At 33.8% G+C, this 23,698-nt stretch carries 21 protein-coding genes and 2 pseudogenes; 15 read left to right on the top strand and 8 right to left on the bottom strand.

Features of this window, described 5'->3' with window-relative positions; genetic code table 11:
* Positions 1 to 201 precede the first annotated feature (201 nt).
* Complete coding sequence (locus tag B9N79_RS12165; protein WP_046218577.1) at positions 202 to 2,424, bottom strand: MMPL family transporter; 2,223 nt, start codon at positions 2,422 to 2,424, stop codon at positions 202 to 204.
* A 622-nt stretch (positions 2,425 to 3,046) separates the two neighbouring features.
* Positions 3,047 to 3,430, bottom strand: a complete 384-nt coding sequence (locus B9N79_RS12160; RefSeq protein WP_040061376.1) for a bleomycin resistance protein — start codon at positions 3,428 to 3,430, stop codon at positions 3,047 to 3,049.
* A gap of 133 nt (positions 3,431 to 3,563) precedes the next feature.
* Between B9N79_RS12160 and B9N79_RS12155 the strand changes: the two are divergent.
* The 6 genes and pseudogenes from B9N79_RS12155 to B9N79_RS12130 all read left to right on the top strand — a co-directional run bounded on the left by B9N79_RS12155 (position 3,564) and on the right by B9N79_RS12130 (position 7,760).
* A pseudogene (locus B9N79_RS12155) lies at positions 3,564 to 4,208 on the top strand (DUF3885 domain-containing protein).
* A gap of 180 nt (positions 4,209 to 4,388) precedes the next feature.
* Complete coding sequence (locus tag B9N79_RS12150) at positions 4,389 to 4,817, top strand: hypothetical protein (protein ID WP_040061379.1); 429 nt, start codon at positions 4,389 to 4,391, stop codon at positions 4,815 to 4,817.
* 82 nt (positions 4,818 to 4,899) lie between these two features.
* Entirely contained in the window at positions 4,900 to 5,388 is a 489-nt protein-coding gene (locus tag B9N79_RS12145; protein ID WP_040061381.1) for a hypothetical protein, read from the top strand.
* A gap of 87 nt (positions 5,389 to 5,475) precedes the next feature.
* Complete coding sequence (locus tag B9N79_RS12140) at positions 5,476 to 5,838, top strand: hypothetical protein (protein ID WP_040061383.1); 363 nt, start codon at positions 5,476 to 5,478, stop codon at positions 5,836 to 5,838.
* Positions 5,839 to 5,942: 104 nt separating this feature from the next.
* The gene (locus tag B9N79_RS12135) at positions 5,943 to 6,725 is read left to right on the top strand and encodes a GNAT family N-acetyltransferase (protein WP_040061384.1); all 783 of its coding nucleotides are present in this window, start codon (positions 5,943 to 5,945) and stop codon (positions 6,723 to 6,725) included.
* Positions 6,726 to 7,088: 363 nt separating this feature from the next.
* Entirely contained in the window at positions 7,089 to 7,760 is a 672-nt protein-coding gene (locus tag B9N79_RS12130; RefSeq protein WP_040061385.1) for an NAD(P)H-dependent oxidoreductase, read from the top strand.
* 346 nt (positions 7,761 to 8,106) lie between these two features.
* Here B9N79_RS12130 and B9N79_RS12125 read toward each other — a convergent pair whose 3' ends face one another.
* Positions 8,107 to 8,796 carry a DUF1295 domain-containing protein gene (locus B9N79_RS12125; protein WP_019390982.1) on the bottom strand — a complete coding sequence of 230 codons (690 nt, stop codon included), beginning with the start codon at positions 8,794 to 8,796 and terminating at the stop codon, positions 8,107 to 8,109.
* 486 nt (positions 8,797 to 9,282) lie between these two features.
* On the opposite strand from B9N79_RS12125, the pseudogene B9N79_RS26960 reads away from it, so the two are divergent.
* Positions 9,283 to 10,134 (top strand): annotated as a pseudogene (locus tag B9N79_RS26960) (Rpn family recombination-promoting nuclease/putative transposase).
* Between the two features lie 142 nt (positions 10,135 to 10,276).
* Here the strand turns inward: B9N79_RS26960 and B9N79_RS12110 are convergent.
* On the bottom strand, positions 10,277 to 10,528 hold the full coding sequence (locus B9N79_RS12110; protein WP_411205614.1) for an HPr family phosphocarrier protein: 252 nt from the start codon (positions 10,526 to 10,528) through the stop codon (positions 10,277 to 10,279).
* 413 nt (positions 10,529 to 10,941) lie between these two features.
* Between B9N79_RS12110 and B9N79_RS12105 the strand changes: the two genes are divergently transcribed.
* A complete protein-coding gene (locus B9N79_RS12105; RefSeq protein WP_040057375.1) occupies positions 10,942 to 11,850 on the top strand; it encodes a LysR family transcriptional regulator in 909 nt (302 codons plus the stop codon).
* 213 nt (positions 11,851 to 12,063) lie between these two features.
* Here the strand turns inward: B9N79_RS12105 and B9N79_RS12100 are convergent, their stop codons facing one another.
* Positions 12,064 to 12,810, bottom strand: a complete 747-nt coding sequence (locus B9N79_RS12100; protein ID WP_040057376.1) for an SDR family oxidoreductase — start codon at positions 12,808 to 12,810, stop codon at positions 12,064 to 12,066.
* A gap of 728 nt (positions 12,811 to 13,538) precedes the next feature.
* On the opposite strand from B9N79_RS12100, the gene B9N79_RS12095 reads away from it, so the two are divergent.
* Together B9N79_RS12095 and B9N79_RS12090 are read left to right on the top strand one after the other, a co-directional pair.
* Positions 13,539 to 14,627 (top strand): alpha/beta hydrolase, encoded by a 1,089-nt coding sequence (locus B9N79_RS12095; RefSeq protein ID WP_240516688.1) that lies wholly within the window; start codon positions 13,539 to 13,541, stop codon positions 14,625 to 14,627.
* A gap of 478 nt (positions 14,628 to 15,105) precedes the next feature.
* Positions 15,106 to 15,330, top strand: a complete 225-nt coding sequence (locus B9N79_RS12090) for a cyclophilin-like fold protein (RefSeq protein ID WP_231573131.1) — start codon at positions 15,106 to 15,108, stop codon at positions 15,328 to 15,330.
* 134 nt (positions 15,331 to 15,464) lie between these two features.
* On the opposite strand, the gene B9N79_RS12085 is transcribed toward B9N79_RS12090, so the two are convergent.
* The gene (locus B9N79_RS12085; protein ID WP_040057378.1) at positions 15,465 to 15,941 is read right to left on the bottom strand and encodes a hypothetical protein; all 477 of its coding nucleotides are present in this window, start codon (positions 15,939 to 15,941) and stop codon (positions 15,465 to 15,467) included.
* Positions 15,942 to 16,271: 330 nt separating this feature from the next.
* Positions 16,272 to 16,760 (bottom strand): hypothetical protein, encoded by a 489-nt coding sequence (locus B9N79_RS12080; RefSeq protein WP_040057379.1) that lies wholly within the window; start codon positions 16,758 to 16,760, stop codon positions 16,272 to 16,274.
* Between the two features lie 173 nt (positions 16,761 to 16,933).
* On the opposite strand from B9N79_RS12080, the gene B9N79_RS26550 reads away from it, so the two are divergent.
* The 4 genes from B9N79_RS26550 to B9N79_RS12060 all read left to right on the top strand — a co-directional run bounded on the left by B9N79_RS26550 (position 16,934) and on the right by B9N79_RS12060 (position 20,999).
* Positions 16,934 to 17,065 carry a DUF3231 family protein gene (locus tag B9N79_RS26550; RefSeq protein ID WP_231573132.1) on the top strand — a complete coding sequence of 44 codons (132 nt, stop codon included), beginning with the start codon at positions 16,934 to 16,936 and terminating at the stop codon, positions 17,063 to 17,065.
* 420 nt (positions 17,066 to 17,485) lie between these two features.
* Complete coding sequence (locus B9N79_RS12070) at positions 17,486 to 19,105, top strand: amidohydrolase (protein WP_085118423.1); 1,620 nt, start codon at positions 17,486 to 17,488, stop codon at positions 19,103 to 19,105.
* A gap of 206 nt (positions 19,106 to 19,311) precedes the next feature.
* On the top strand, positions 19,312 to 19,512 hold the full coding sequence (locus B9N79_RS12065) for a DUF3311 domain-containing protein (RefSeq protein ID WP_040057381.1): 201 nt from the start codon (positions 19,312 to 19,314) through the stop codon (positions 19,510 to 19,512).
* Positions 19,509 to 20,999: a sodium:solute symporter family protein gene (locus B9N79_RS12060; protein ID WP_046217436.1), complete on the top strand. Its 1,491-nt coding sequence runs from the start codon at positions 19,509 to 19,511 to the stop codon at positions 20,997 to 20,999. The genes B9N79_RS12065 and B9N79_RS12060 overlap by 4 nt, the downstream gene beginning before the upstream one ends.
* A gap of 711 nt (positions 21,000 to 21,710) precedes the next feature.
* On the opposite strand, the gene B9N79_RS12055 is transcribed toward B9N79_RS12060, so the two are convergent.
* Entirely contained in the window at positions 21,711 to 22,019 is a 309-nt protein-coding gene (locus B9N79_RS12055) for a hypothetical protein (RefSeq protein ID WP_085118421.1), read from the bottom strand.
* A gap of 258 nt (positions 22,020 to 22,277) precedes the next feature.
* On the opposite strand from B9N79_RS12055, the gene B9N79_RS12050 reads away from it, so the two are divergent.
* Positions 22,278 to 23,576 (top strand): CitMHS family transporter, encoded by a 1,299-nt coding sequence (locus tag B9N79_RS12050; RefSeq protein ID WP_040057384.1) that lies wholly within the window; start codon positions 22,278 to 22,280, stop codon positions 23,574 to 23,576.
* The last annotated feature ends 122 nt before the right edge of the window (positions 23,577 to 23,698 follow it).

The following is a 23,698-nucleotide window of genomic DNA, read 5'->3' as shown; positions in this document are numbered from 1 at the left end:
TTAACTATGATTTTCTTTTTAAGGTTATTATAAATAATACATATAGAAAGCTAAGATTCACTGAATAAATAATCATAAGTATCACTACAGTTCCTCCAATAAAAAGTTAGAAATGTTTAAAATAGATTTCTGGAATATCAGTAAGTAAAAATAATGAAGCAGGTAATAAAAAGACCTCTACACCAGGTAGAGGTCTCCTTATTACTTGTCATAACTTAAGCTATGCTTTTTTCCTTTTTCGCTTGCTTCTTTTTTGAGTACTTCGTTTAATTTATGTCCTTCAATATCCACATTTGGAATAATTTTATCTAACCATTTTGGTAAGTACCAAGATGCTTTACCCATAAGTATCATAAGACCTGGGATGATGGTCAATCTAACAACAAAAGCATCAAATAAAACACCAAATGCGAGAGCTAATCCCATTGATTTAATCATTACGTCCCCTGCGAATATAAAGCCCGCAAACACGAAAATCATAATTAATCCAGCAGCTGTAACAACAGGGCCACTGAACTTGATACCAGCTTGAACAGATTTTCTTGCATTTCCTGTGCTCACGTATTCCTCTCTCATACGGCTAACAAGGAAGACTTGATAGTCCATAGCAAGACCAAACAAGATACCTATTACAAGAATGGGTAGGAAGGCTAAAATAGGTCCTTCTGCTGGAATTCCGAATAATTTACCCAAATAACCATCCTGTAAAATGAAGACCGCAAATCCTAGCGTAGCCGTCATAGTTAATAGGAAACCTAGTACTGCAGTCAGTGGAACGAGTAAAGATCGGAATACAACTAACAGTAGTAAGAAAGCAAATCCTACAATTAAACCAGCAAATAACGGTATAGCGTCATTTAGTTTTTCGGCTATATCAATATTAATTGCAGTCATACCCGTCACATATATGTGTGGACTACCTTTGCTATCTGATGCCGTAATATCTCGAATATCATGTACTAAGTTTGTCGTCTCTTCATCGTTAGGTCCAGTTTTAGGTGTGATATTGACAATTGCGTAGTCTCCACTTTCACTTGGTACGGGGGGAGTTGCACTAGACACATTGTCTAATTCTGTTAATTTTTTAGCAATTGTATTGATCACATCTATTTTATTTCCATTTGTATTAGATGCATCAATCAAGGCAACGAGTGGACCATTAACTCCTTTACCGAACCCTTCTGCCATTAAATCATAAGCTTGTCTTTCTGGCGTGTCTTCAGCTTTCATTCCATCATCTGGAAGACCTAATCTTAGATGAAGGGCAGGTACACTAATAGTCAATAGAAGTAAAATACTAATAATAGTAATCAACAATGGCTGACGTTTGAGGAATCTTCCCCACCAGTTGGTTGATTGCTTTTGTCTCTTTTCTCTTCCTTTTGTAATAAATCGAAAAATGCCCGACCTATTCTGATTAGGTTTCATCCTCTTTCCTATCCAACCTAAAACAGCTGGAACTAACGTAATAGAGATAAGCATGGCCATTAAAACACTGATAGCTGCTGTTAAACCCATGACTGCGAGAAATGGTACGCCAACTACAGTTAAACCGCAGAGCGCTACCATTACAGTCAAACCAGCAAATAAAACAGCTCCCCCAGCTGTTCCCGTTGCTCGGGCAATTGATTCATGAATATCTATGTCTTCAGATAGCTGTTGTCTGTGCTTAGAGAAAATAAATAATGCATAGTCTATACCCACTGCTAAACCAACCATAATGGATAGTGTCATACTTACGGACGAGATATCGAAGAAATTAGTAGCTAAAAATGTAATTCCTAAGCTTGTAGCTAATCCAATTAAAGCAGTAAAAATAGGTAATCCTGCTATCAGAAATGAAGTGAACATGACAATTAACACGATAAATGCCATAACAATTCCGATTACTTCAGATATGCCTCCAATCTCAAGGTTGAAAGCTGTAATATCTCCACTTAATTCTGTTTGAATACCTTGATCTTCTGTCATCTTGGCACTATCTTTTACTAGTTCTTTAGCTTTTTCAGTTATATCTTCAGCTTTTTCTTTATAAGTAATATCGGCATAGGCAACAGTAGCATCACTATTGATGGTGCCTACTTCATAAGGATTCGCAATAGATTTTACTGATTTATCCTGCGAGATTTTAGCAAGCGCATCTGAGATAGCTTTTTGAGCCTCTTTTGAATCAAGTTTCTCGTTCTCACTAGCACCGAAAATCATCCTTATCGACCCGAAATTAGGTGTAGATGGAAATTCTTTAGAAATGATATCAGCTGCTTTTTCAGAAGGTGTGCCCGGAATGGTCATCTCCTCATTGAACGCTGGTTTCATCGAAAAGGCAATTCCTGGGATGGCAATCATTATAATAATCCAACCACCAAGGACTTTAAACTTATGTTTGGCAGACCAGCCACCTATTTTATATAACAATCTAGACATTTCATTCTCCTCTCAATTCTATAATCAATCTATTGAACAAGATAAATCGTAACAAAGTATTTTAGTGCTGCATACGTACGTTTGGGCAGATTTATTATTTTTTATGTTTTTTATAAAAAAGAAGTTTGAAAAGGAATTAATCGGTATTAAAACCTTTGTTTTTCTTCAACGAGGTTTTCGTTTGTATAGTTTATATATAGTGCTTTATGGTTTACTTTTTAATAAAGTGGAAGTAAAAGGAATTTAAAGGAGAGGAAATGGAGATGATTTAAGGAGGGGGAAAATGGAACTTATTATGCTTTTATGTGTTTTTTTATTTTGTTTTTCATTAGTTCATTCTTAAATATAATTTTTAAGCTGACAGCAAAAAAAGATTGGATTATATCTTTGTTATTAAGTATAGTTTTATCAATTATAATAGTTGCTATTTTAGGGGTAATATGAAGAGAGAAACTAAAGTTTTAATCTGCAGTTATACATAGTCAAAAAGCCATTGGAAATAAGGATTCCAACGGCTTTTATTTCCTATAATATGTTTTATGTAAACCAACTTTATATATCATGTATATAAGTTAAAATAGTTTTATGTTCAAAAGAGAAAAAATAATTCAATAATTGCGCCTTAGTATGACTGGCAAAATCTTAACAAATAGCCATCGAGGTCTTGAACTATAAACTCCTTTTGAGTAAATCCACTATAACAATTTGTCATAAGATCCCTAAAAAGTGGAATGTTATGTTTCTTTAAATTTTCTAAAAGAATTTCTATATTTTCTATCTCAATTTGAAAATTAATTCCTCGACCATACGGATACTCAAGTTTACCAGTTTGCCAATGCCCATTACATTGCTCAATCATCATCTGAGCACCATTTAATGAAATAAATGCAAATTGGTCCTCTATACGTTCATAAATAAGTTGAAATCCAAGTATATCTAAGTAAAATCTTTTTGATTTCTGAATATCTTTCACTGATAGTTCTGGTATTAATTTATTAAATTCCATATAATTGCTCCTTCATTTATAGGCCTACTCTTTATCTTCTTATCCACCAATGTAACTTATAATAGGTTAAGATTATATACTTGTTAGATACAATAATAAATTATCCCATATAAATGAAAGCGAGAATGTATAAATGAAAATAAAGGATTATTTAGAGATAAAGTTTCCAACTCTCGAATTAGTTCCTAGTATTTATTATCAATGGAACACTGGAATCCACTTTTCACTTGGTAAGGATATTTATCAATTTAAAGAAAATAACGAACTGAATCTGGATCTATTTAGACTTGTATATAAACAAACTTTTACCATCTTTAATGAATTATTTGAACCAAATGATGATTTATTTCTTGTAACAAATGTATACAAGCATAAAACGGAAGGGAAATACCCAAGGAAGTTGAAGGTATATCAACCGTTTCTTAAGCATAAACGTTATTTAAATCAAATTCAGGTGAAGACATACCCTTACCCATTCGAGGTAGATAAAGCAGAAGAATACGAGATGTAACAATTTTCTCTACTATGCAAACGTAAGGATATACGTGTAAATGAATTACTAAAAGCAGCAAGTAATGAAGACTTTCCATTAAAACCAAAGTTCGGAGGTTACCCCGTTGGTTATCCTGATGTTTTCTTTGTAAACATTACAAAAGACATTATTTTCTTTGTCTACGATGACCGAGGGTGTGAACTTATCGCTCTCGATGTAGAACGAATACATCCTCTTTATAAAAAATACTACCATTGGATAGATGAAGCTGACAGACAATTCTAATTTAGATAAAGTAATATAAATATCTATGTCCCTTTATTTAAGAGGGGATATAGATGATTTACTATATAACAATTTACCCTCTTTTTTGTTGTATTTCAAACTAAATAACTAGAGGTTAGCTATTATTGTCTAATATGTACAATTTAAATTTTGTAAAGACGAGAAGAGGAAGTGAAGACCTTGTACCAAACGATAAAAATAAACAATTGGATTTTGGAAATTGATATTGAAGGAACTAAAAAACAATATTTAAATGATTGGGATTTATGTGGTTGTTTATATTGCTTAAACTTTTATCAGGCTATGGAATCTCTATCAGAAGTAGAGTTTCAAATTTTTAATAGATTAGGTGTTAATCCTTCAAAATGTAATCATGTTTCTCATTTTGAACCTGAAGAGAATGGGTTACACTTATATATCGGCTGCTATCATATTGTAGGTATAATCTCTCCTGAATGCATTACTGAAGCCATAGGGACGGATGAAGTCATTGAAATAAGCAATACTCTAAAGGTTAGTTTTTCAAATGATTTAGAATTCGTTCCTGATGGATTCACTAATCCTGTCCTTCAGCTGAATTTTGAGATAGAAGTGCCTTGGGTAATCTAAGGTCAATCTTAAAATCATTTTAACCTTAATAAATTGCATATATCTAAAAGGAATTTAAAAGAATTTAGAAAAGAGATGAATTATGGATACACGGAAACTCTTTTATGATATTTACAGAAATAATGTAACAGCAGAACAACATTATTTACCTTGGGCCCTTTGCATGCTAGAGAAGGATTATGAATCTCCATCCCTTTACATCTTAGCATCCCTTCAAAGCCCATATAATATATTTGAGGTTGAAGAGTACTTTAAACGGGCTATAGGAGAATTAAAAATAACTATCCCCTCTGAACAAGAATGTATAGATTACATGATCTATACGCGACTTCAAAAAATTACACAAGATGAAGACATGGCTATAACGGAAGCTTATGAACTGTATAATATGTTTTGCGAACTGGACTGTCCCGAAGAGCTAGTAGCCTGGGTTTATATAAGTGATTTGATCGATAATTTTCAGTATGAGGATAATGACTTAGAAGTAACAGAGGAAGTGCTGCTTCAAGAGATCATTAGAGAAGCTAAAAATCAACTAAAAAAGTATAGTCCTTGGTCGGATGAAAAATGAAGAGTTAATTTACTTCTTATAACTTAGCTTATGTAACTAAGTTTTTATATGTTATAGATTAAATGCTAAAAAGGGGGAAAGGAATTAATGGACCGTATCTTTAAATTCCTCAAAACATTTTCGAGTGGAAACTATAAGGATTTTGCGAAGCAATTAGGTTTTGCATCCTGGAATGAAGTCATGGAGAGTACGTTTGAAGTCTTTCGAATCCCTCCTGATGCTTCTTATTATGCCACACGATTATCAAAGGAGACATGGATTGTTTGGAATGATGAAGGTCATCCTCCATATTCCTTTTCGCAATTTGATACTTGGTATGAAGCCATTGAACATTTAAGAACAGTATTTGAGGAAGAAGGATATCCAGAGGAATGTTGGAATCCCGAGGGATTTGATACAGAGGAAGATGTCTTTAACAATATACCTGATGAAAATAAAAGAATCCAATAGCTAACTTCTGTTTTTGTATTTTATGCTAACTAGGTAGGCGCAGTATTTTCATTCCGTAGAAGATTTTATATGATATTATTTTTAATAAAAAAGGGGGGGGGAAGATGTATTGCTTAGAACCAAAAGATTACGGTAAGATACATAATGTTTTAGAAGAATCATTTAAGACTCCAACATTTGCTTTTGCTATTGCCAATCATATTATTCAAGGATCGATTTACATAAATGATATTGTAAATCCATCATCAGGATTTCTTAGAACACATTCAGGCATCTATCTTGTATTTGGTAAAGCAAATGATTCGATGTTTAATAAAGCTTTTCATAGCTATTTTATGGAGAATATTTATGGTAAAGAGCAACGATTTACTGTTTTTACTCCATCAACTGAATGGGAGTCTTTTTTTGATGGTACATTTAAACCTTATGTACAAAAAATGAGGCGTTCTAAGTATAAATTTGTTTCTTCAACATTTGATTCTAAATATAACCTGCCAAATTCCTATCATTTAAAAACCTTTAATCCTAATATCTTAAGGAAAAGCGACAACTTCAATGAATCATATATATTGGAGTATTGGGGAACAGAGAGTAACTTTAATAAAAATGGTTTAGGTGTTTGTATTATGGATAGAGAGAATATTGTAGCAGAATGTGTTTCCATATTTCACAGTGGGAAGACGGCTGAAATAGATATTATTACGAATCCTAACTATAGAGGGCAAGGCTTAGGAACCATAGTAGGGCAGGAGTTTATAAAGCAATGTTTAGACAAAAATGTTCTACCTGCTTGGGATTGTGATATTAATAATGAATCATCAAAAGTGTTAGCCAATAAACTAGGATTTTTTAATGAGGAGAATTATGCCTTATATGTATTAAAATGAAAAGCCCCTTTTTATAATGGGGCTTTTTTGTTTCTGCCGATAATTTGTATTATGTTGATTAAGTATATTAGAGTAAAATACTCTCTGAAACAATAGCAAAACTTTATCTACTTTATTTCATCATTTCTAACTTTTTATAAAATTCCCTCTTAAGACACTATAAACATGTATATTGGTATAAAAAAGTATACTATACCACAAAAATGTGCGTACTTGTTCAGGCGTTTTATAGGATTTATTATAAATGTACAAACGGAAATTATATAAAATTGCATGTTGACTAGTCTTTAGTTGCACGCTATAGAGAGAAAAGATTCCTTTAAATGGTTCTTTACTTAATATTTAAAGAAGGATTGATTTCATATGAACAACAAAGATAAGAAACAAGAAATTTTAGACGCATTTACATTTCGTCATGCCACAAAAGAATTTGATCCAACCAAGAAAATTTCCGATGAAGATTTTCAATTTATTTTAGAAACGGGTCGCTTATCTCCAAGCTCAGTAGGGTATGAACCATGGAAGTTTTTGGTTATTGAAAATGACGATTTGAAAAAGAAATTAAAAGCTGTTTCTTGGGGAGCACAAGGTCAAATCCCTACAGCCAGTCATTTCGTTATTATCCTTGCTCGCACAGATGCAAGATACGATTCTGAATACGTTTTAGATCTTCAAAAGAATGTAAAAAAAGTGCCAGACGATGTATTAAAAACATTAATGCCTCGCTATAAGGACTTCCAAGAGAATGACTTTCATTTGTTTGAAAGCGAACGAGCTTTATTTGACTGGGCAAGTAAACAATCATACATTGCACTTGGAAATATGATGACGTCGGCTGCTCAAATTGGTATCGATTCTTGTCCAATTGAAGGGTTTAATTATGATCAAGTCCATGAAATTTTAAAAGAAGAAGGTCTACTGGAAGAAGCTAAATATGATATTTCCGTTATGGTAGCGTTTGGCTACCGGATTCATGAACCTAAGCGTGAAAAGACAAGAAGAAGTATGGATCAGGTCGTGCAGTGGGTAAAATAACACATAAAAATATAAGGCGTGATAGCTTTGCCATGCCTTATATTAATGCCCTTATTATATAACTATAAAAGTGTAACAAAGAGAAAAGAAAAAGCGTAAAACCGTTATTACTCAATGGGTTTACGCTTTTTTACTTCCTGTAAGATCTATTATGTAAACTAATTTTGTATATGGGGGGAGCGTCAGGAAAATGTGGATTTACAACGTTAAGGAAATTTCAATATTAAAAATAAGCCTAATTTCTCAATGTAATGCGAAGAAGTTAGGCGTTTTTCATTGCTCTATTAAAGCGTCCTGTAATTGAACAAAGTGAATGGTATCTGTAAAGGTTCTAGGGGAATAATATTCAGTAAATAAATGGAATGAATTTCTTTGTAACCCTACTGTATTTGTCAAATTGACTTCCGTATTTTTCTGACAAATACTTATCTAAAAGGGGTATGTTATAAAAAGTAAACAAGCAGAACAAAATTATCGGTATGGTCATCGCCCAAGGTGTTCTAGTAAATAAGGCTAAAGCTGTTACCCAAACTAGATCTCCAAAGTAATTGATGTGCATGGAGTATTTAAATAACCCTTTGGTATACAATTTCCCTGTGTTATCAGAGTTCTTTTTCCATTCATTCCGTTGCAGTTCAGAATAGGTGTTAAGAAATGAACCAAATAAGAATAGGAAAATATATATTATATCTAGTAGTGTTAGAGACTTATTAGTCGTTAGAGAAAAAAGTGAAAAACCAATATAATATAACGAAAAAGCTAAAGGGATAGTAAAAGCTTCCCCCCATGGAATTTTTCTTTTTAATAGATAAAATATTGTAACATACATACGCCCATATACAATTAAAAACAAAATAAATAAGATAGTATTTCGTGTATGATTACTTTCTGAAAACCCCCATCCAATCCATTTATTTAATTGTTGTCCACCCTGAAATAATAAAAGCCATCCGCCTATAATTAAAATAATTGTTTCAAGGAATAGTAAAGTTATTTTTTGGGATAAGCTTTTTCCTTTATCCTTATACAAATTCATAAGAACTCCTCCCAGTAAATCAGTTGACCTTCTAATCATATTCCCACGTTAATTTTATCATAACTTCCTAAAAAAGGAAGATAATCTTGTCATACTAATCCTGAAGGGATAAGTGCTTCATGAACATGTAATTGATGATCGTGAAGTAAGAATTGAGGAAATGGTAAGACGAGGGGATTGTGATTATGAGGCTATCTATTCCGATTAGATAGAAGTGTTTACTGGTATCAAATACCCAAAACTTTAATAATTTCAGCTAACGCTAGAAGTTCAAAAGCAAATAGTACAGCAGACATATAAAATAAAAGTAAAAGGTGACTTTATACACATTGCTAAACTAAGAAAACCTACGAAAGAAGAGCTAAACAAAGAATCATTTAATCAAGCAAATGAATAGCTGAACAACCCGTCCGTAAAAGTATACTTATGAGGAAAAAGTAAAACTCATGTTATAATAAAAGAAAAGAAGAAACCACGGAGAACATAATGATAAAGCGCTTAGATTTACGTGTCGATTTTACCTTTAAATCTCTTTTTGAGACTCATGGAAATGAATCTATTTTAGCTGCTTTTTTAAATGCAGCCCTTCGCTTACCAGAGGAAAAGAAAATTACGATCGTTCACTTATTAGATCCACCCTTTAATCAAGCAAATCAAGAAGATAAACGCTCCATCTTGGACGTCCATGCTCGGTTAGAAGATGGAACTCGTATAAACATTGAAATTCAACTCAATATAAGCATGATATGGAAAAAAGAACGCTTTATTATTGGTCCAAGATGTATAGCAGTCAGATGAAGGAAGGAATGGACTGTGGTGAGCTATGTCAAACGATTACCATTAACATTGTAAACTTCCGTTATTTGTCTCATATCAATCATTATCATTCCGTTTTCCAGTTATCTGAACGAGAAGAAAAATTACTATTAACGGACATGTTAGAAATTCATTTTATGGAACTGCCTAAACTTTTAATTATGTGGCGTAGAAGAGAGATAGATCCTCGAGAAGATCAATTAGTAAGATGACTATTATTACTTGAAGCATCGGAAGATGAAGAAATCACTCAAGTACTGAAGGAGATTGCGATGCAAGAAGATCAAGTACTGAAGAAAGCAATAGATGAATGGGAGCGTGTGAGTCAAGACCCTGAAGTTTTACTGGCTTATGAAGCGAGAAGAAAGGCCTTATTGGGTGAAAAGTCTGCATTAAAACGAGCCAAAATAAGAGGCCATTAGAAACATGGCCATAGGTATGATTCGAAAAGGTATAGACAGTGAAACTATAAGTGAACTTACAGGCCTATCACGGGATGAAATTGATAAGCTTCGTCACTAATTAAAACATAGGGAAATAGGGAGATCTTTAAAGGGTCTCCCTATTTGTTGTACTGTAACGTTTTATAATTTATTTTATGTAAACTAAAAGTAAAACAGGAATAGTAAAATAACGGGTAACAATAGAATTTTGCTAACTATATTTATGAAATGTTTAAAAGATAAACTTCCAAAGTCTCCATTGCCATCTGTTCATCACACCCATCTACCAGTAGTGTGATTTCATCTCCTTCCTTGACTACTAAATCCATAATCCTCATGATATCTTTTCCATCTGCGGTTTTTCCATCTTTAGAAAGAATGATTTTACTCTCAAACGCAGTCACTTTGCGTGCAAATAAAGCTGTATGTCTCGCTTGAAGTCCTCGAGGTAATTTAACTATAAGCTTCTTCATCAACATAATCTCTCATCCTATTCTATCTGCTTGTTCTTATCTCTTTACTTCGTATAATTGGTAATATAGCTAACTTTGTATTAAATATTTCTTTAAAAAGATATAGTGATACTTTAAATGTTAGAGGTGGGTCAGCTAAGATCTACGTAAAACTGGTCCATAGCCTTACTCTTTTGACTTTATTAATGGATTAAAGTTAAATTACTATAATATTCACTTATCTTTAGGTTGGGAATGCTGTAATTCTCCTGCATTTTCAAAAGGTCCGGAATATAAGCCATCATATAAATTCTCTTGTTATTTATTCTAGCGTACTTTTTTTATATAGCTAATGCTTATATCTTATATCTACATATGCTTCACAGTCATTTCTAAGTTGTATATACTAAAACAATAATAAGGAGGATTTATTTATGGAATTGAGAGTGTTGCGTTATTTTCTGACAGTTGCAAGAGAAGGAAACATCACCAGAGCTGCTGATTTTCTACATGTTACCCAACCAACGTTATCAAGACAATTAAAAGAGCTGGAACAAAAGTTAGGGAAAAAACTATTCATTCGTAGTAGTCACAGTATCATTCTTACAGATGAAGGCATTCTTCTTCGAAAGAGAGCTGAAGAAATCGTTGATATGGTCGATAAATTAGAGGCAGAATTTAGTTCTATGGAAGAAACAATAAGTGGTGATGTTTACATAGGTGGTGGGGAAACAGATGCTATGAGACAGATTGCAAGAGTAGTAAAAGAGTTACAGTTAAATTACCCCAACATACGGTATCACCTTTACAGTGGAAATGAAGAAGACGTGACTGATCGACTTGATAGGGGATTGCTTGACTTTGGCATTTTAATTCAACCCGCAGATTTATCAAGGTACAATTATATTAATATTCCAGCCAAAGATGTTTGGGGAGTTGTAATGAGGAAAGACAGCCCCCTTGCTGTTAAAAATACTATTCAAGCAGTGGATTTATTAAATGTTCCACTAATCTGTTCACGACAAGCCATGAAACAGACATATTCCAAAAATGAATTCGCGGATTGGTTTGGAGAAGATTTTGATAAATTAAATGTTGTCACTACATATAATCTTGCCTATAATGCTGCTATTATGGTTGAAGAAGGCCTTGGTTATGCTATAACCCTTGATAAAATAGTGGATACGTCTAGTGATAGTAACCTTTGTTTTAAACCTTTAGAGCCTAGACTTGAATCTGGCTTAAATATTGTTTGGAAAAAGCATCAGGTTTTTTCCATTGCTGCTAATATGTTTTTTAAAAAAATGCAGGTGGAATTTTCAAATATTTTATCAGATGTATAGGAAAATCTCGTAAACATATTAGAAGTTATTTATTATAATGTATTCCTCTTGTTTTATAAGTCTAATAAATCCAATCACCATGACGTTTATCTTATTAAGTAGTACTTCAAAATCTGTATAAAATACTGAGGAAAAATAAAAAGGCTGTCGAGGTCTTCTCGACAGCATAATCTTTAGAAAATGAATAGATTTTAGTTTTATCTTATCTAATTATTACCAAGGTTGACTTGTCGGTCCAATTGTAAACTCATTAACGTTTGTATCTTCTGGCTGATCAATTGCGAATGCCACAATATTGGCAACTCGATCAGGTGTGATACCATATTGTTCGTACAACGCAGTCATACCTTCTGAAGTATTTTTATCCGTAATCGCATCCAACAATTCCGTGTTAATCGCAGCTGGATAAATCGTTGCTGTGCGGATGTTCGTACCTTCTTGTGCAGATTCCATGCGCAACACTTCCATTAAATCACGAACAGCCCACTTTGTTGCGCCATAAACTGCACCGCCTGGATAAGCTTTAAGCCCAGCTACGGATGAAGTAGTGATGATATGTCCAGACTTTTGTGATGTAAATGTTGGCAATACTGCGGCGATGCCATTCAATACACCTTTAATATTAATGTCAACCATACTGTTCCACTCTTCAGTTTTTAATTCGGAAAGTGGTGAATTAGGCATGATTCCAGCGTTCAAGAAGATGACATCGACGCCACCAAAAGTGTCTTTAGCTAGTTGAACAAGCTGCTGACTATCATCTGGATTAACAACATCTGTGACACGATAAGTAGCTTCTCCCCCAGCTTTTTGAATTTCCTCAGTTAATGCTTTTAATTTGTCTTCGCGACGAGCCCCCAAAACAATTTTAGCACCTTTACTAGCCAATAATTTTGCGGTTGCTTGACCAATTCCAGATGAAGCTCCAGTAATTATAACTACTTTATTTTCAATTGCCATCTTTATTCCTCCTTTGTATATAGGGTGAGTTTACTCCATAGAGTTAACTCTAATGCAATAGAGAATTTTAATAATTTTAGAGGGTAGCGAACTAGCTTGTTTTTCTTCTACAAGTGCAACTATCTTCGTAAGCCTCAAAGTTCTAATTTGTTACATTTAGGAAAGCGTAAGCTATAAAGAAATAATAAAAGAGAGCCATCTGTATTTATTCATCTAAAATACAGGTGGCTCTTTCTATTAGTTAGTAATAGAGATTTCTATTTTGTTGTTTTTATGAAGTTCTTCGGTCCCGTTGATATTGGATTCTTTAAACAATCATGTTCCGTTGGGTCTTCATGCTACAAAAGGTATAAGTCTCTCTATACGGTGTAAGGTTCAATTCTTTTGCAGCAGTAAGAAAATAATACAAAACTCTTAATTCCATATAAAACTCCTCCTTAATAGCGCTTTAGTTTATATGCTCAAGAAATGCCTAAAAGGAATTTCTCGATATAAGATATAAGTATTTGATATATACAAAGAGCACGCTAGAATAAATAGCAAAGCAGTTAATAATTTTCGTTGAATGAGTCTACTATCTCATCTTTCTATTAGGTTTAAACTTTCAGAAAATTTAAAATGGGATCGTTTAGCACAAATTATTAAAGCTTTACAGTAAAAAATTAAGAAAGGAGTTATTTTAAAATGAAAAAAAATCTATTATCAAGCGTGTATTCACGGTGATAGCATTGGGCTTGCTTTTATCCGTGATCATTGTTGGCATTGCATCCCAAAATAATGCTGATGCTACATCCAAAACTGGCGATGCAGTTGCATCCACAACCAATGTTTCATACAAGCCGGACATGTCCAATGGAGCAGACAACTTTTACAAGAGCAACAAGGTAAAGAAGAAGAAGGTTTCGTTTGAAAATCAATACAACATGAAAGTGGCAGGGAATCTTTTTATTCCTAAAGGGTTGAAGAAGAACACCAAAAATCCCGCGATCATTGTCGGGCACCCTATGGGCGCGGTAAAAGAACAAAGTGCGAATCTGTATGCCCAGAAAATGGCTGAACAGGGATTCGTTACGTTGTCCTTGGATTTGTCTTTCTGGGGAGAGAGTGAGGGTCAGCCTCGCAACTCTGTTTCGCCGGATATTTATGCCGAGGATTTCAGTGCTGCGGTAGATTTCCTAGGCACCCAGTCGTTTGTTGACAAGGATCGGATTGGTGTTCTCGGGATTTGTGGCAGTGGGAGTTTTGCCATTAGCGCAGCTAAGATTGATCCGCGGATGAAAGCCATTGCAACGGTTAGTATGTATGACATGGGTGCCGCCAACCGTAACGGGCTTAAACACTCGCAGACTCTCGAGCAAAGAAAGAAGATTCTCAAAGAGGCAGCAGAGCAACGCTATGTCGAGTTCACAGGCGGTAAAACCAAATATACTAGTGGGACAGTACATGAACTAAATGAAAACTCTACCGCCATTGAGCGTGAGTTTTATGACTTCTATCGTACTTCAAGAGGGGAATACACGCCTAAGGATCAGTCGCCACAACTTACAACGCACCCGACACTGACCAGCAACGTCAAATTCATGAATTTTTATCCATTCGAAGACATAGAGACAATTTCTCCTCGTCCAATGCTTTTCATCGCAGGTGAAAATGCTCATTCCAGAGAGTTCAGTGAAGACGCCTACAAGCTAGCAGGCGAACCGAAGGAACTCTACATTGTGCCAGGTGCAGGTCATGTGGATCTGTACGACCGAGTGAATTTAATTCCCTTTGACAAACTTGAGTTCTTCTTCAAAGAAAATCTGAAGAAAAAATAATGATTTTGTTGAAAGGCATAGAGAACTTTGCATATCAAAGGAACTGTTAATCGATAGGACAGAATTAGGGGAAGTTGAAATAGATGTCGATAGTTTTGATAAAATAACTAGCCAATAGGGATTCTTATTACGTTACATGCATAATTAAGACATCCACTTAGCTATCACTTTTATCAAAAAAGTAAAATGGGAGTCTCATTTAGATTCCCGTTCTATTATGTATCTTAAATTGGCTGTCTTGTTGGATGAATGACCATCTCACTTATGGAAACCAAGAAGGTCAACTATAAAATATTTTAATTGAATCAGAGTTAACTCTAAGTGGTATTCTAACCATAAAATTTTGCATCACTTATAAAAAGTTGAAAATTAACAATGAAGAAATCGTTGTTAACATGTATGATAATCCAGCAAGTAAAGATTTTTATCATCACTCCCATTTACATTAACATTTGAGGATTATGCAGGCACAGAAAAAATTAGTTACCCTTCTAATAAATTATCTACTGAAGAGGCACCGGCAGGAACTGATCCTGCAATTGGGGACTTCACTTATTATGCTCCATGGGGGAACTTAGCTATATTTTATAAGGATTCTGGATATTCAAATAGGCTCATTAAACTAGGTGAAATTGAATCGGGCATAGAAAAGCTTGAAAATCTTAATGGCGATTTTACGATGATAATTGAAAGAATAGATTAAATTAAATTCATTCCTTTACGCTAAAATGTTAGAGTGTAAAATTGTATAATCCTGCTAGAATAAGATGGGGTAAAACTAATGAGTATCCCTAAAAAAGCGACCTCGCTTGCCAACGCTGAGGTCGCTTTTTATTTTTATTTCTTTCTTGTTAAAAGCCTGTCCTCTAGCTTACATACTGACTTATAATAGCCTAGTAAGATAAGTAAAAGTACAGGATTGATAATAGCTGAATGCCATAAATTCCACCAACCATAATGGAAATAACCCCAAGGCTCAGGTAATAATGTAAACATTTCATAAAGCAAAATGACTATCAACCAAAAAATAAAATATCGAACTTGCCTAATATAATCGCTTTTAAATGGATACCAATTGAGGAACATCATATTAACAGGTGGGATTAACACAGTATGAACAAGAAGTCCTTTCCAATCTGCACCGTCTGTAAAATACCAGTACCCATGATATTTCAAATCTATATACACATCGAAATTACTTTGAAAAGCGATTGTAAACAACCAAAGATGAACAATCTGATTTGCTGTTAACCTTTTATTTGTTTTAAAGGCAATAAAATTAACAAGAATAATGGTAATAATAAGTCCTATCATAAAATTAATTTTCCTTTTTAACATAATATATCATATATTGTAAAATAAAGGAATAGACGATTGACTGCGGGGGGCCTGTCAACAAAATGACATACCCCCCCCACTAAGACATTTTATGGAGAATAAAAAAACAGAAATACACATTTAACAATAAAAGAAAACCTTCATTTATAAGTGGGACTGAGCAAAGGGTTTCTTTTTATTATTGGGGGAAATTCAACAGTGATTAGTTACCATAATCCGCATTATCGCCATCAAAAAAGGATTTTAAGATTGAAGATCTTTTTTCAATCCATAAACAAAACAAACTAATAATTAAGTAAAAGTCCCTTATAACTTAGATTGAGAATTATTTGTTTGTCTAATTGCTTGTTCCACTAAATATTGATATCCGTAAATAAGAACTGCCAAGAATACACATACAAAATACCATGTAAGATGTTTCATTTTTTGAAATTTAAATATACCAACTTTTTCCCAAATAGAAGCAAAAGGAAATGCGTTAATAAAGTCTAATATCATGTTAGTAAGTAAATATTTAGGGAAATTCCCATATGTTAATTTAAATATCCATAGTGTAGCTACATAATAAGGCCCTAATATATACGAAAAATCTACAGAACCAGGAGATAAAGGATTTTTATTCATCCACCATTTTCTTTTGTTTGCCTTAAGGCTAAGTAAACTCAAAAATAAATTAATAAAACTTGCCACAGGTAAAAATCTAAGAAATGATTTCTTCCCCATAAAAGGGACTGTTAGCCAGGGAATGATTATCATTGCTAAAGAAAAAGTCTTTTTTTTACTATAATGAGCCATAAAATTCCTTCCTTAAACTATATTTTAAATTATATTATTACCTGTTCTTTTGAATTAATGAATAATTTATCGAATAACAAATAAAAACTTGAGCAATCTACCCAAGAAGCCTCCTTTGTTTACGGACCTAATACCTACATACTGTGACGACTCATGGATTATCTGGACATAGCATGTCATTTAGTGGTTCAGTTTGGAAAGACATTCGGCACTATTACTATCAATGTAATATGTATGCGATGGATGTTTATAATAAATCAATTGATATTCTCTTATCTAAGGGGAGTTATGAAAGAGATACTTAATTCTCATTATGCGAGCTAAGAATAAATACCTATACAATTCTAGTTATCATAATAGATCTTATCAGAAGTAAAAAAGCGTAAAACTATTGAGTAACAAACGTTTTACGCTTTTTATTTTTCCCTTAGTTATACTTTTATGACCCCTTTGTTTGATTCTATGTTCAACATAATTTAACTAAATCATATTTTACTTAATTAAAAAATTTATATTTGTTTCCTAATATTTTTACATTTTGTCCAATGAAAGAGAAACTATATACCAATATGATTATATTGTCAGAATATTTGATTACTTAATGATTAAAAGAGGTTTTTCAATGGTAGTGAAAAAAGATATTAAAACAGTAAAGAACTTCATGAATGGTCAATGGTTGGAATTAGCTAGTCAAAAAAATGAGTAATGATGAAAGGGGTATGTTTGTGAAAGCTGATGTTGTATTGATAAACGGAGAAGTTATTACAGTAGATCAAAAGAATACAGTAGTCGAAGCTGTGGGAGTAAAAGATAATCGTATCATAGTTGTCGGTTCAAATCAGGAGGTCAAGAATTTTATAGGAGAAGAAACAGATATAATAGATCTACAAGGAAAAACGATTCTTCCTGGATTCATTGATTCTCATATTCACCTTATTTTATATGGGGTTAATCAGTTGGCGGTAAGTTGTAAAGCTGAACACATGGACTCTATTGAGTCTTTGTTAGACAACTTGAGGAAGAAAGCTCTAAAAACTCCAAAAGGGGAATGGATACGTGCTTGGGGCTTCAATGAAACCGTTGTGAAGGAAAAGCGTTATCCAACGATCGCTGAGCTTGATGCAATTTCAACAGAACATCCCATTATTGTATCCCGTACTTGTAACCATATAAGCGTGGTGAACAGCAAAGCGTTAGAAATTGCGCAAATTCACGAAAATACCCCGGATCCTAATGGGGGAGTTATTGAAAAGAATCAGGAAGGAAGGCTTACAGGGAGGTTAATTGAAGCAGCACATATGGTAATGAACGAGGTTGCAAGTTATACAGGAAGTGAACTAATGAAAGCTGTAAAGATTGCATCTGATCATTTCATTGCGGCAGGTATAACAAGTATACATGAGGCAGGTGGATATGGCTCTGAAAGTTACCGTTTACTGCAACAAGCTGTGATGAGTAAGGATATTCGTGTCCGTATATATGCAATGATAGGTGCGTTAAATAACTCCCATGAATTTGTTAATAAAATGGTCGAAGCTGGTGTAGTAACTGGTACGGGAGATGAGAGATTCAAAGTTGGACCAGCAAAATTGTTCATAGATGGGAGTAGCACTGGACCTACAATTGCAACTCGTGAGCCATACTCCAGTGATTCTGATAATTTTGGCATTCTTTATTATAATGAGGAAGAAATCTACGAAGTTTTAGGTGAAGCACATAAAAAAGGTTACCAAATCACTGTGCATGCACAAGGGGATAAGGCCATTGAAATGTATTTAAATTGTATAGAAAAGGCGTTAAAGGACTCACCAAGAAGAAACCATCGTCATCGGATTGAACATGCGGGAGTTTCGTCACCAGACTTACAAGAGAGAATGAAAAAACTCCAGGTTATTCCTATTCCGAACCCTCCATTTCCATATGAATTTGGGGAGATATATGTCCAGCACTATGGTGAACGTGTCAATTACATGTATGCTGTTCGTGATTTTATTGATAGTGGCATCATGGCAGCAGGTGGATCGGATGCGCCAGTTACTGATTATAATCCTTTATTAGGAATTCACGTTGCTGTTAATAGAAAAAGTCAGTCCGGAATGAAAATTGGTGATAATCAATCTATCAGCGTAATGGAAGCCATTAAACTATATACTTGGAATGGCGCTTATGCGAGTTTTGATGAGGAGATAAAAGGAAGTATAGAGGTCGGAAAGTTGGCAGATTTAGTTATATTAAATGATAGCATTTTACGTATCAATCCAAATCAAATTAAAGATTTAAAAGTAGAAACAACGATTATTGATGGCGAGATTATCTACCCGAGGGAAAAATTACCAAAAATCTAATATGGCATCAAGTATCTCTATGTAATTTTTGTAGTATTATGTGGGTTTTTTAAAATAAGTGTTCTTGTAATACCAATACAGTCAATATAACTTAAACTCTGAATCCAGATAGTACAAAATAGGGTTGAGCTAACTACAATGTTTCATGAAATTAGGGTGCTAGTTAGTGCCTGCAGAAGATCGACTAACTATTAGGGAGGTATAATTTGAAAGTTATTAAACTTTTACTTTTCGTTCCGTTTATTGGATTCTTGGGTTTCTTGCCCTTTGCAAATAAGATTGAACCTTACGTATTGGGCATGCCTTTTCTGTTATTTTGGGTTGCATTTTGGATGGTGCTATCCTCAATTATTTTAACAATCGTATATAGGTTTGATCCTGATAACAAAGGTTGTGATGAAAAATGAATATATCATTAATTATTATTTTTATTTTCCTAGCCCTAGCCCTTTATTTAGGCATACAAGCAAGAAAAGGGAAGGATATGGATATGGAGCAATTTTCTATAGGAGGCAGAGGCTTTGGAACATTTTTTGTTTTCCTACTAATTGCCGGTGAAATTTATACGACGTTTACATTTCTAGGTGGAAGTGGGTGGGCCTACTCAAAAGGAGCAGCTGCTTATTATGTTCCTGCATATATTTTTTTAGCTTATGTACTTTCTTATTGGTTATTGCCCAAAATTTGGAGATATTCTAAAGAACACTCTATTATCTCCCAACCTGATTATTTTGCATCTAAATATGGAAGTCGTACAATGGGGATTATAGTAGCTATTTTAGGAAGCTTGGCCCTAATACCTTATATAGTCATACAAATTAAGGGATTAGGAATAATTGTTTCAGAAACTTCTTACGGGGTTATTTCACCAGTTTCCGCAAGTATTATAGGTGCCATCGTTGTTACTACTTATGTAATGATATCAGGTATCCATGGCTCTGCTTGGACTGCTATAGTTAAAGATTTTATGATTTTGGTAGTTGTTATATTTTTAGGTATATATATTCCTGTTCACTACTTTGGCGGAATTCAGCCAATGTTTGAAACAGTTCAGGCTGTTAAACCCGAAATGTTTACATTATCAGATCAAGGGTTAAGTCAATCCTGGTTCATCTCCACCGTTTTGTTACAAGCCGTAGGTTTTTATTTATTACCTCAAACTTTCATGGTAGTTTTATCGTCAAATGGAGAAAAAACGCTTCGTAAAAATGCGATTGCTTTACCTTTATACACCTTGCTACTACTGTTTGTCTTTTTTATAGGTTTTGCAGCTATTGTGCAAATTCCAGGTTTGCGAGGAGCTGATGGAGATCTTTCTCTTTTAAGATTATCGGTTCAAACCTTTGATCCATGGATAATTGGTTTAATTGGGGCAGCTGGCTTACTAACGGCTCTAGTGCCAGCTTCTGTTATGCTAATGGCTGCATCAGTTGGGTTAACAAACAGTTTTTACAAAGCTCTGGTACCAGAAGCTACAGAGAAACAGCAACTAATTGTCTCAAGACTAATTATTATTGGTCTATCTCTCGTTGCTTTAATAGTAACTATAACAGGTGGAGACGCACTAGCTATTTTGAATATCATGTCATATAGTTTAATTACTCAATTAGCACCAGCGTTGTTTTTTAGCCTACCCAAGAACAATATTATTAATAAGTATGGAGCAATTGCAGGAATTATTTCAGGGGTACTTATAGTTTTATATGCGACAATTTCAGGCGTAAAGATTGCTACGTTTCTGCCAAATGTGCCACATGTAATTAATGACATTAGTACAGGTATTATAGCATTATTAATAAATTTGATAGTAACGTTTATTGTAAGTATATTTACTAAAAATATAGCTATTCATGGCAAGCAAATGAAAGGAGTTAAAATTAATCCTTTTTTATGAAATAAAGCTCCTATTATTTTAAATTAATGGAAGGTTACACCTATGTATATAATATATAAGAATAATTAATAAAACCATGTTATCGGAAGAAAAGGCATTGGAATTCTTAGTTCCAATGCCTTTTTGAATATGTATGACTACAAATTAGAATTTTAGTTTCTCTCTTTATGGTACTCCTAAAATCGCAACTATTATAATTGATAAAACTATACTTAATAACAAAGATATAATCCAATCTTTTTTTTCTGTCAGCTTAAAAATTATATTTAAGAATGAACTAATGACAATCATAATAAAAAAAACAAATAAAATCATAATGAATTCCAAATTTCTCTCCCTTTAAACTATCCCCGTCTGTTTTTAACCTGGTCAAACATAAAAGATAATCTGGAAGGATAAAAACTCTGATACATACTGTAATAAGAAACAATTCTCCCTCCGTTTAATTCCATATTATCTGCTTACTATGCTATACATAGTTTGGCTCGAAAAATGACCACGAATTTTATCTGAATCTATGGATATCAACAAAAGTCAATTTATATAGAAACCGCTCTTTTCATTACTATAATAAAGGTTTATAGAAATTCTATAGAAATGTATAGAGCTCTATGAAAACAGACTATGGCATGTATTTCATCACATTTTATTAATAATAGAGAAAAAGCAAACAACGAGGGATTTTGTTATTCATCCTTGTTTATTTTTTACTTAACGCGTGCGAAGTTTAAGAACTAGTACATATATAAAACCGCTTAGTACCATTAGAAATCCATTTGCACATGTGAAAAGCCCTAAAATAGCGCCTCCGTACGCAGCTCCTTCTCCAGTTTCCCCTTGTTCAAGATGTTGAAAATGAAAGAGCAAACTACCGCTTAAAAATCCAATGATAGGGGACAAGAGCATGATAGAGACTCCCCATAAAACAAATCGCCATCGTGATCGTTTCAAAAAAATAAAAGAGCAAATGTTTAATAGAAAGATAATACAAATGAAAACAGCCCAAACAAAATTTTCCATTTTCTCTCTCCTTATCTATATATAATTTTTGACGAGATTCGTTCTAAAAAGTTTTAAAAATTTACCTTTTTTACGAAAAAGGCTTAACAGAGATGCTATAATGAACATTAATCTTCTATGATAAGGCTTACATACTAGTTCCACTATTATAAAAAAAGTGAGGGGGAGAACATGTGCAGGTAAAATTTTTAGAATATTTAGTCTTTTAAAGGTGGATTTCGAAGTTTTCTGTTTTATATACAAAGGGGGATTTGGGTCATGCTGTCGATGTTAGGTTTTTGTATGATCGCTACTTTTCTTTTTCTCGTTATTTTTAAAAAGCTCTCGGTTGTTGTTGCATTTGTGTTTGTATCTGTTGCTTTTGCTCTCATAGGTGGATTTGGAGCAAATATGGGCGAGATGATGATGGATGGGATTATAACTGTCGCGCCAACAGCGGTGATGATTGTTTTTGCTATTTTATATTTTGGATTAATGATTGATGTAGGGTTATTTGATCCAATGGTTTCTCGTATTCTTACGTTTGTAAAAGGAGATCCGCTGAAGGTTGTAATGGCAACAGCTATTATTACAATCATTGTTGGGCTTGATGGAGACGGTTCGTCTACCTTTATGATTACAATTTCAGCCATGCTCCCTCTTTATAAACGATTAGGAATGAATCGACTGATCTTAGCCTGTGTTGTTGCATTAGCAGCGGGCGTTATGAACATTATTCCTTGGGGAGGACCTTTAGTACGAGCTTCTGCAAGCCTTGGGGTTGAAGTATCAGATCTATTTATTCCGCTTATTCCTGTTATGATTTCAGGCCTTTTATGGACGCTCTTTTCCGCTTATATACTTGGCAAAAAAGAACGTGATCGCTTAGGTGTTATTAATCTAGAAACAACTCAAACAAAAGGTCTCGCAGAACAAGCTATAGCAGCTGAAAAAGGGGGGACACGCCTATTTTGGTTTAATTTACTGCTTACATTAACGCTTATGGTTCTTTTAGTTATGGAAGTATTGCCAATTCAAATTTTATTTGCAATTGCTTTTACAATTGCTCTATTTGCTAATTTTCCAAATCCAAAAGAGCAACAAGAGAAAATTTTGAGTCACGCTCATAGCTTTGTTACGATCAGTACTCTTGTGTTTGCAGCAGGTATTTTTATTGGAGTTTTCAGCGGTACAAAAATGATGGATGCTATGGCAAATTCCATTGTTTCAATTGTTCCAGATTGGTTAGGACCACACTTGGCATTAGTTGTAGCTCTAACAAGTCTTCCGCTTAACTTTATTTTTTCTCCTGATGCGTACTATTTTGGAATTTTGCCGATTTTAAGTGAAACAGCAGCAAACTTTGGTGTACATCCAGCAGAAGTGGGGAGAGCTGCTCTTTTAGGACATTCAACTGTAGGCTTTCCTTTATCTCCTCTTGTTCCAGCAACATTTATTTTAATTGGACTTGTTGGAGTGGATTTTGGAGAGCATCAAAAATTCTTGTTAAAATGGGCGATTGGAACAACTGTAGTTATGACAATAATCGCTGTTTTAACAGGAGCTATTCCATTTTAAAAACCAAAAAGCGACGATGATAAGAGTCATCGTCGCTTTTTGGTTGCGAAAGAATATACATTTTACTATATCATACTAACGCTACTATTCTGTTTAAATCTTGATAAATATAATGTGGTTTC

The organism is Priestia filamentosa (assembly GCF_900177535.1).
Taxonomy (GTDB): domain Bacteria; phylum Bacillota; class Bacilli; order Bacillales; family Bacillaceae_H; genus Bacillus_I; species Bacillus_I filamentosa.
This window is presented reverse-complemented; position numbering and strand designations above follow the sequence as displayed.

Excerpts from the sequence above, each read along its gene's own strand:
- B9N79_RS12130 (WP_040061385.1), top strand. The coding sequence starts at position 7,089 with ATGAACAACAAAGATAAGAAACAAGAAATTTTAGACGCATTTACATTT.
- B9N79_RS12145 (WP_040061381.1), top strand. The coding sequence starts at position 4,900 with ATGGATACACGGAAACTCTTTTATGATATTTACAGAAATAATGTAACA.
- B9N79_RS12165 (WP_046218577.1), bottom strand. The coding sequence starts at position 2,424 with ATGTCTAGATTGTTATATAAAATAGGTGGCTGGTCTGCCAAACATAAG.
- B9N79_RS12140 (WP_040061383.1), top strand. The coding sequence starts at position 5,476 with ATGGACCGTATCTTTAAATTCCTCAAAACATTTTCGAGTGGAAACTAT.
- B9N79_RS12085 (WP_040057378.1), bottom strand. The coding sequence starts at position 15,941 with ATGATAGGACTTATTATTACCATTATTCTTGTTAATTTTATTGCCTTT.
- B9N79_RS12135 (WP_040061384.1), top strand. The coding sequence starts at position 5,943 with ATGTATTGCTTAGAACCAAAAGATTACGGTAAGATACATAATGTTTTA.
- B9N79_RS12080 (WP_040057379.1), bottom strand. The coding sequence starts at position 16,760 with ATGGCTCATTATAGTAAAAAAAAGACTTTTTCTTTAGCAATGATAATC.
- B9N79_RS12060 (WP_046217436.1), top strand. The coding sequence starts at position 19,509 with ATGAATATATCATTAATTATTATTTTTATTTTCCTAGCCCTAGCCCTT.
- B9N79_RS12160 (WP_040061376.1), bottom strand. The coding sequence starts at position 3,430 with ATGGAATTTAATAAATTAATACCAGAACTATCAGTGAAAGATATTCAG.
- B9N79_RS12105 (WP_040057375.1), top strand. The coding sequence starts at position 10,942 with ATGGAATTGAGAGTGTTGCGTTATTTTCTGACAGTTGCAAGAGAAGGA.
- B9N79_RS12125 (WP_019390982.1), bottom strand. The coding sequence starts at position 8,796 with ATGAATTTGTATAAGGATAAAGGAAAAAGCTTATCCCAAAAAATAACT.
- B9N79_RS12100 (WP_040057376.1), bottom strand. The coding sequence starts at position 12,810 with ATGGCAATTGAAAATAAAGTAGTTATAATTACTGGAGCTTCATCTGGA.
- B9N79_RS12050 (WP_040057384.1), top strand. The coding sequence starts at position 22,278 with ATGCTGTCGATGTTAGGTTTTTGTATGATCGCTACTTTTCTTTTTCTC.
- B9N79_RS12055 (WP_085118421.1), bottom strand. The coding sequence starts at position 22,019 with ATGGAAAATTTTGTTTGGGCTGTTTTCATTTGTATTATCTTTCTATTA.
- B9N79_RS26550 (WP_231573132.1), top strand. The coding sequence starts at position 16,934 with ATGTCATTTAGTGGTTCAGTTTGGAAAGACATTCGGCACTATTACTAT.
- B9N79_RS12110 (WP_411205614.1), bottom strand. The coding sequence starts at position 10,528 with ATGAAGAAGCTTATAGTTAAATTACCTCGAGGACTTCAAGCGAGACAT.